Source organism: Microcystis sp. M090S1 (genome assembly GCF_020246295.1).
GTDB classification, from domain to species: Bacteria; Cyanobacteriota; Cyanobacteriia; order Cyanobacteriales; family Microcystaceae; genus Microcystis; species Microcystis aeruginosa.
In genome coordinates this window covers 1-6,333 of sequence record NZ_JADBTF010000297.1, presented here as the reverse complement: position 1 = coordinate 6,333, position 6,333 = coordinate 1, and the positions used below count along the sequence as shown (strand labels likewise).

General features: G+C 44.4%; 8 protein-coding genes. 6 read left to right on the top strand and 2 right to left on the bottom strand.

The annotated features are described in order from the left end of the window. Window positions 1-286 precede the first annotated feature (286 nt). Together cpcA and cpcB are read right to left on the bottom strand one after the other, a co-directional pair. Entirely contained in the window at window positions 287-778 is a 492-nt protein-coding gene (cpcA, locus tag IM477_RS12890; RefSeq protein WP_002732914.1) for a C-phycocyanin subunit alpha, read from the bottom strand. 55 nt (window positions 779-833) lie between these two features. Continuing rightward, window positions 834-1,352: a C-phycocyanin subunit beta gene (gene cpcB, locus IM477_RS12885; protein ID WP_002733930.1), complete on the bottom strand. Its 519-nt coding sequence runs from the start codon at window positions 1,350-1,352 to the stop codon at window positions 834-836. A 670-nt stretch (window positions 1,353-2,022) separates the two neighbouring features. On the opposite strand from cpcB, the gene cysK reads away from it, so the two are divergent. The 6 genes from cysK (at window position 2,023) to IM477_RS12855 (ending at window position 6,133) form a co-directional block, all read left to right on the top strand. After that, on the top strand, window positions 2,023-2,970 hold the full coding sequence (cysK, locus tag IM477_RS12880) for a cysteine synthase A (protein ID WP_016516226.1): 948 nt from the start codon (window positions 2,023-2,025) through the stop codon (window positions 2,968-2,970). A 15-nt stretch (window positions 2,971-2,985) separates the two neighbouring features. After that, window positions 2,986-3,120, top strand: coding sequence for a hypothetical protein (locus tag IM477_RS12875; RefSeq protein WP_287732050.1), 135 nt, complete (start codon window positions 2,986-2,988; stop codon window positions 3,118-3,120). 76 nt (window positions 3,121-3,196) lie between these two features. Continuing rightward, window positions 3,197-3,733 (top strand): MgtC/SapB family protein, encoded by a 537-nt coding sequence (locus tag IM477_RS12870; RefSeq protein WP_287732049.1) that lies wholly within the window; start codon window positions 3,197-3,199, stop codon window positions 3,731-3,733. Between the two features lie 325 nt (window positions 3,734-4,058). Then, window positions 4,059-4,730 carry a hypothetical protein gene (locus IM477_RS12865; RefSeq protein ID WP_287732048.1) on the top strand — a complete coding sequence of 224 codons (672 nt, stop codon included), beginning with the start codon at window positions 4,059-4,061 and terminating at the stop codon, window positions 4,728-4,730. A 158-nt stretch (window positions 4,731-4,888) separates the two neighbouring features. Beyond that, window positions 4,889-5,464 (top strand): Crp/Fnr family transcriptional regulator, encoded by a 576-nt coding sequence (locus IM477_RS12860; RefSeq protein WP_287732047.1) that lies wholly within the window; start codon window positions 4,889-4,891, stop codon window positions 5,462-5,464. Between the two features lie 30 nt (window positions 5,465-5,494). Next, the gene (locus IM477_RS12855; protein WP_287732046.1) at window positions 5,495-6,133 is read left to right on the top strand and encodes a cadmium resistance transporter; all 639 of its coding nucleotides are present in this window, start codon (window positions 5,495-5,497) and stop codon (window positions 6,131-6,133) included. The last annotated feature ends 200 nt before the right edge of the window (window positions 6,134-6,333 follow it).

The window sequence follows — 6,333 nt, the reverse complement described above, 5'->3', positions numbered from 1 at the left end:
GGACGTGGAGGAAAGCGTAAGACTACCGCTAAGGTAGCAGCATCCCGGGTCGCGTCAACCCCATTCAACGACCATCCTAAAAAGGTGGCGTGGTGAGGAATCACCGTCCGTTTACGGCGGTGAGGATGTCAAACTCGTTGTGTGTAACCATCTTGCCCAAGATGGTTTTTTTGTTGGGGTAGGGTCGCGAGTAGGGCTAAGTTAGACGGACGCAAAAAAACCTCGGCGCTCATCCCGAGGTGAATTTAGGAGATATGAGCTTGTGTTGACGTGAAGTTGACGGGAATTAGCTAAGGGCGTTGATCACATAATCAATGTAGGAATTAGCTTCTACAGCAGCATCCCCACTTAATCCGTGATTGGTTTTGATGTATTTTAAGGCTTCGATATACCAACTAGGAGATAGCTCAAAGGCGCTATTAATTTCACTCAAACCGGCGACTAGATATTCATCGATCGGGCCCGTACCGCCCACCACGAGGGCATAGGTGATAATCCGGATATAGTAGCCGATATCGCGAACGCACTTGGATTTCCCCCGCTCATCGTAGGCATAGTTCGGCCCCTGGAGTTGGGTGGTGTAGGGAAATTTTTGATAGACAGCGTTGGCTGCTTCTTGGGCTAAACTGGGGGCTTTTTGGGCGAGGATTTTTACCGCTTCTAGGGTGATGGCGGCCTGACGGAAACGACCGAACGCTACTTGTAATTCAGCACTGCTGAGAAAACGTCCTTGGGAATCGGCAGTAGCCACCGCTTCGGTTAAAGGTGTCTTGGTCATCGATGGAATTGCTCCTACAAAAGTTTAATCGGATTGAGATAAGAAAGTCACAGCATCAGGAAACTGCCGCCGCCGCTCGATCGAAGTAAGAAGCGACTTCTGCTAGTAAAGAACTGCAATCCCCGCGAGTGATACCGTTGGGATCGGCCGCTAGGGCAAGGGAAGCGTCCTTGAGCTTGAGAATTCCAGCTGCAACAGAAGCACCCGGAACCCCTAGGGCGACGTAGGTTTCCCGCAGACCGTTCAAGGCGCGATCATCGAGGATGCTGGCATCGCCGGTGAAGGTGGCATAGGTAACGTAGCGCAGGATAATTTCCAAATCCCGCAAGCAGGCGGCCGCACGACGGTTTGTATAGGCGTTGCCACCGGGGGCAACTAAAACGGGCTGTTCTGAAAACAAACTACGCGCGGCATCGGTAACGATCGCAGAAGAATTACTGGAAAGACGATTGACCACATCGACGCGTTTATTACCATCTTTGACGAAGGCAATTAGGGCATTGACTTGATTCTCGCTTAGGTATTCCCCCCGGGTATCGGCCTGGGAAACGACTTTGGCAAAGGCATCTAACACCATAGTTTTCATCTCCTATAATGATGATTGGTTTCGGCAAAATATCGAGGTTGATTTCTCTGGCTTTTCTTTATTTTTTCCGATAAAGTATCTAGGAGTTTTTTTCTTGGGACTATACTATCGTCCCAAGAAAAAAATTTACTCTCCCTTGGCCAGATTTTTTTGTATATCGAGGAACAATTCTTGTTAATTGAATTTAGCGTTTATTGACGCTCCTAGACACACTTCGTTTTTGCCATGAATTATTTTATAGACCATTTTACTACTTTTATTTATTAAAAATTGTTTCCTAAAAAAACAGCAAAAAAATAATTTTTTAGGATAAATCTCAGAAAACTTTCTTAAATGTGTAACCCTATACCGAGAAAAAGTATCGCTCTTTTCATCTCTCTAATAATTCGTTTAAGTTGTTTAAACAAATGTGCTTTTATATACCAATAATAATTAACTAAATTAAGAGAAATTTCCCAAGACAATTTTACCGATTGTGCTTCGATATACAAAAAAAGTGGCAAGGCAAAAAAATCGACAGGGATTATCCCCGCCGACGTTGTGATCAGAGGTGCCAACACCAGCATTTTGCAGTGTACTCTGACTTAAAAAGTATTGTAAAACATCTTAAATACATATATAATCAAAAATAGCCAACAAATACAAAGCAAGTGGGATTATGCCGATCGCAAGAGACATCACCCAATTGGTAGGACGGACTCCCCTAGTTCAACTGAATCGAATCCCAGTAGCAGAGGGAGTAAAAGCCCGCATTGTGGTCAAACTGGAAAGTATGAACCCCGCCGCCTCGGTTAAGGATCGCATCGGGGTCAGTATGGTGGAGGACGCTGAAGCCGCCGGACTAATTCACCCCGATAAAACAATTCTGGTGGAACCCACTTCCGGTAATACCGGCATCGCCCTGGCCATGGTAGCGGCGGCCAAAGGCTATCGCCTAGTCCTGACTATGCCCGAAACCATGAGTTTAGAACGACGGGCGATGTTAAAAGCTTACGGGGCGCAATTAGAATTAACCCCGGGTAGCCAAGGCATGAAAGGAGCGATCGCCCGGGCTGAGGAAATAGTCGAAAACACCCCCAACGCCTATAGTTTGCAACAGTTCCGCAACCCGGCCAACCCGAAAATTCACCGAGAAACCACCGCCGAAGAAATCTGGGCCGATACCGACGGCCTGGTAGATATCGTTATCGGTGGCGTGGGAACCGGGGGAACCATTACCGGTATTGCCGAAACCATTAAACCCCGTCGTCCCCAATTTCAAGCGATCGCAGTTGAACCCTCTAATAGTCCCGTCTTATCGGGGGGACAACCGGGGCCGCACAAAATCCAAGGCATCGGCGCCGGTTTTATCCCGGCAATTTTCCGACCGGAATTGATCGATGAGGTGATTATCGTCGATGATACGGACGCTTTCGCCTACGCGCGACGGTTAGCCCGTCAGGAGGGACTACTATCGGGCATCTCGGCCGGGGCGGCTTTATGGGCGGCGATTCAGGTGGGCAAAAGACCCGAAAACGAAGATAAATTAATCGTCATGATTCAGCCTAGTTTCGGGGAACGTTACCTCAGCACGGCCCTGTTTAAAGACCTCGAAGATATCGACTAATAGGAAAATAAATTGATGGAATTTGCAACGAGGGCAATTCATGGGGGGCAAGAACCAGACTCTAGCCATGGTGCGGTAACGGTTCCCATTGATCTCACTTCCACCTATAACACCGGCTTGACTACGATTATCGATCGGGATCGAGAATAGAAACGATTTAAAGCGGGAGATGGAAAGGGCTTTGATTGGTTAGGCGAAGTTTTTATCTCATTTGATGGGTTAAACAATGTTTTTTGACTCGGAAGATTGGCAAACGATTATTTTTCGGCTCAGTATGGCTATGGCCGTCGGCTGTCTGATTGGTTATAACCGACAGCGAGGCGGTCGTCCGGCTGGATTGAGAACTTTTATCATCGTTAGTCTCGGGGCTGCCATGTTCGTGATGATTCCCCTACAAGCGGAGGGAGATGTGGGTTATGCGTCTTCTAATGCTCTCAGTCGTACTATTCAAGGGGTCGCTTCTGGTGTCGGTTTTTTAGGGGCGGGAATCATCCTACAACAATCCCATCGGGAACTAAATAAGGTACAAGTAAAAGGTTTGACTTCGGCGGCGACTATCTGGTTAGCGGCAGGATTAGGCGCCGCTTCTGGTTGCGGTTTATGGCAGATGGTTCTGGCGGGAACTCTATTCTCTCTGTGCACTTTAAGTGGCATTAAACGACTTAAGAAAAATAAATCTTTAGGCAAATATATTAAAGGTCGTAAGAAAATATCTACGATTAATCAAGAAATAAATCCATCGGATAATTCAGCATCTCATTAATGAAAAAAGTGTTAACAAAGGCGGTCGGCAGGGGGCAGGAGGTCATTTTTGTAACGGGGATTTATACCCCGCCCCAAAAACTTTTCGCCTTAAGGCGAGGTTTTAGACCAGATTATTTCAATAAAAATTAATTTATATTGAGAGAGTAAAAGCTTTTATTTAGTGGGGTTTGCCTCAAAAGCTTTATATTTTTGTCTGCAATTTATTGGTCAAAAAATATAATAAATTTTTCATAAAATTTATTATGAATAAACACAAAATAAAAAATTTGTGTGATAATATTTAGATAGAGTAACCACTTTTCTGAACAGGAGAAAATTCAACTATGATCAACCGAAATAAGAGCTTTCAAAGCCTCAAAAATCAAGTTTTCCGGCTGCTGATTTTCCTCTTAACTGTCACTTTGCTCCTAGGGGGAAGAGGAAATGCGATCGCCTTGCCCCTACTCCCCGAACAGTTGGCCGTCATCGACCGTGCCACGGCAACGGGTGGCACCGTGGTGGAACCGGTCAAGAAAAAAAATGAGGTTTCTAGCCCAAAAATTCTGGAAGATGCCCAAATTGCCTATGAAAAAGCCATCCAAGCGACAAAATCGGCTATCGATGACCTAAAGGCTCAACTGGCCGCTCCTTCTCTCGACAAGAAGATTATCGAAGCTCAACAGGACAACCTGGAGGACTTAGCGGACAATATTGACGATCTAGGGGAAAAAGTGAGTAAATTTACGAAAAAATTGACCAAATCCGGGGCTAAACTCAGTGAAACCCTGCAAAACAACCTTATTGCCCTAGAAAAGAGCCTTGTTAATACCTCCGAGACGATCGATATCTTAGCCGACGACACCGAACGACTCAAAGATAATGCTTCCCCTTTCCTGAAAACTCGCGTGGAAAAGACCATCGACGCGGTTAAACAGACTCTACAGGAAAGCGATCGAGCTTGGCAAGAACTGATCTCCTCGGCCACAACGGAACTGGAGAAGACTAATACCCCGTAAATAGGGCTTGTAAGGGCATACAATCGGTCTTTTTTGGGGTAATTATCGTTTTTACCCCAAAATTCTTCAAAAAAACCTTAACTCGTCTAAAAAGCTTCTTTCTCGACGGCCTTGTGCTTTTGACTAGCTAAGTACCTAATCAAAATTAATTATCAATCATGACGCTTACCTATCAACCACCAACCCCCCATCGCTGGCACTTTGATAATCGGGCGATTTTGCCCCTCAGAAATCCTAATTTCTGGAAAATCGAGAGTGGAGTCGTGAAAACCTCCACCTGGTTAGAAGATGGAACCCTGATCGTCTTGGGATTGTGGGGACCTGGCAATTTTGTTGGTAAAACCCTAGAGAGAGTCAATCCCTATCAAGTTGAGTGCATCACTCCTGTACAAGCAGTTTCCTTTTCCGCAGTTGAGAGTTATCAAATGGCAGAAATTCTGCTGTCTCATCTTCAGCAAGCACAAGAGCTAAGTATTATTCGTAGCTACAAACGTACTGATGTTATGGTTGTGAAATTACTGGCATGGTTAGGCAATCAATTTGGTAAACAAACCGGTACCGGACAATTAATTGATGTGCGTCTAACTCATCAGGATATCGCTGACTTATTAGGAACTACTAGAGTCACAATTACCCGCGCACTTAATCATCTTGAACAACAAGGGGCCGTGGAACGTCTTCCCGTCCATCGTCTTCTTTTACGAGAGGAGGAAATCTGGCACTACGAGATTTAGAATGGGAAGGATTATCTCTTTTTTCAATCTATGAATTGGTTAGTAGCCCTTTTAATTACTAGCGTGACGAGTTTTGTAGCCACAAATCTCGATGATCTGATGGTGCTAATGTTGTTTTTCTCGCGACTTAATGCTAATTTTCGACCTCGACACCTGATTATTGGTCAATACCTCGGTTTTACCCTGATTCTCCTAGCTAGTTCCCTCGGTTTACTATTTGGGTTACTGGTTTCTAAAGAATGGATTGGTCTATTAGGATTTATTCCTTTGATTATCGGCATTAAACAACTTTTGTCAAGGGAAAATGAGGATTACATTCAAGAAGTAAGAGAAGATGTTAATTATTCTAAAAATCGCTCCTTTGTTCCTCGTTTTCCCTCCCAAACCTATTACATCGCTGCCGTGACCGTGGCTAATGGTGGTGATAATATTGGTATCTATACCTCTCTTTTTGCCAATAATTCCCCGATGCACGTCTTAATTATCATGATAATTTTTTATCTCATGATGGGGATTTGGTGCGTCCTAGCCTATTTTTTGATTACCCATCCCAGGATAGCTAAAGTGGTTACAAACTACGGACATAAAATTAGTCCTTTTATCTATATTATTCTAGGTATTTATATCTTAATTGACAGCAAATCCTATCGTTTATTTTTAATTTCTTAACCAAGAATGCCTAAAAATCGTCTTTTAAGTAGGGAGGTAAAATTATTTGTAGGATGGGTTAGCGGTAGCGTAACATGAGCAGGCGTTGGGTTTCATGCTTCAACCCAACCTACGTTCTCTTGAAAAGTTATAAAAGGATTTGTTTTGACATCCTCGCCGCCCTAAAAGTGCGGCGATTCCTAAACCTCACGATTTAAGTT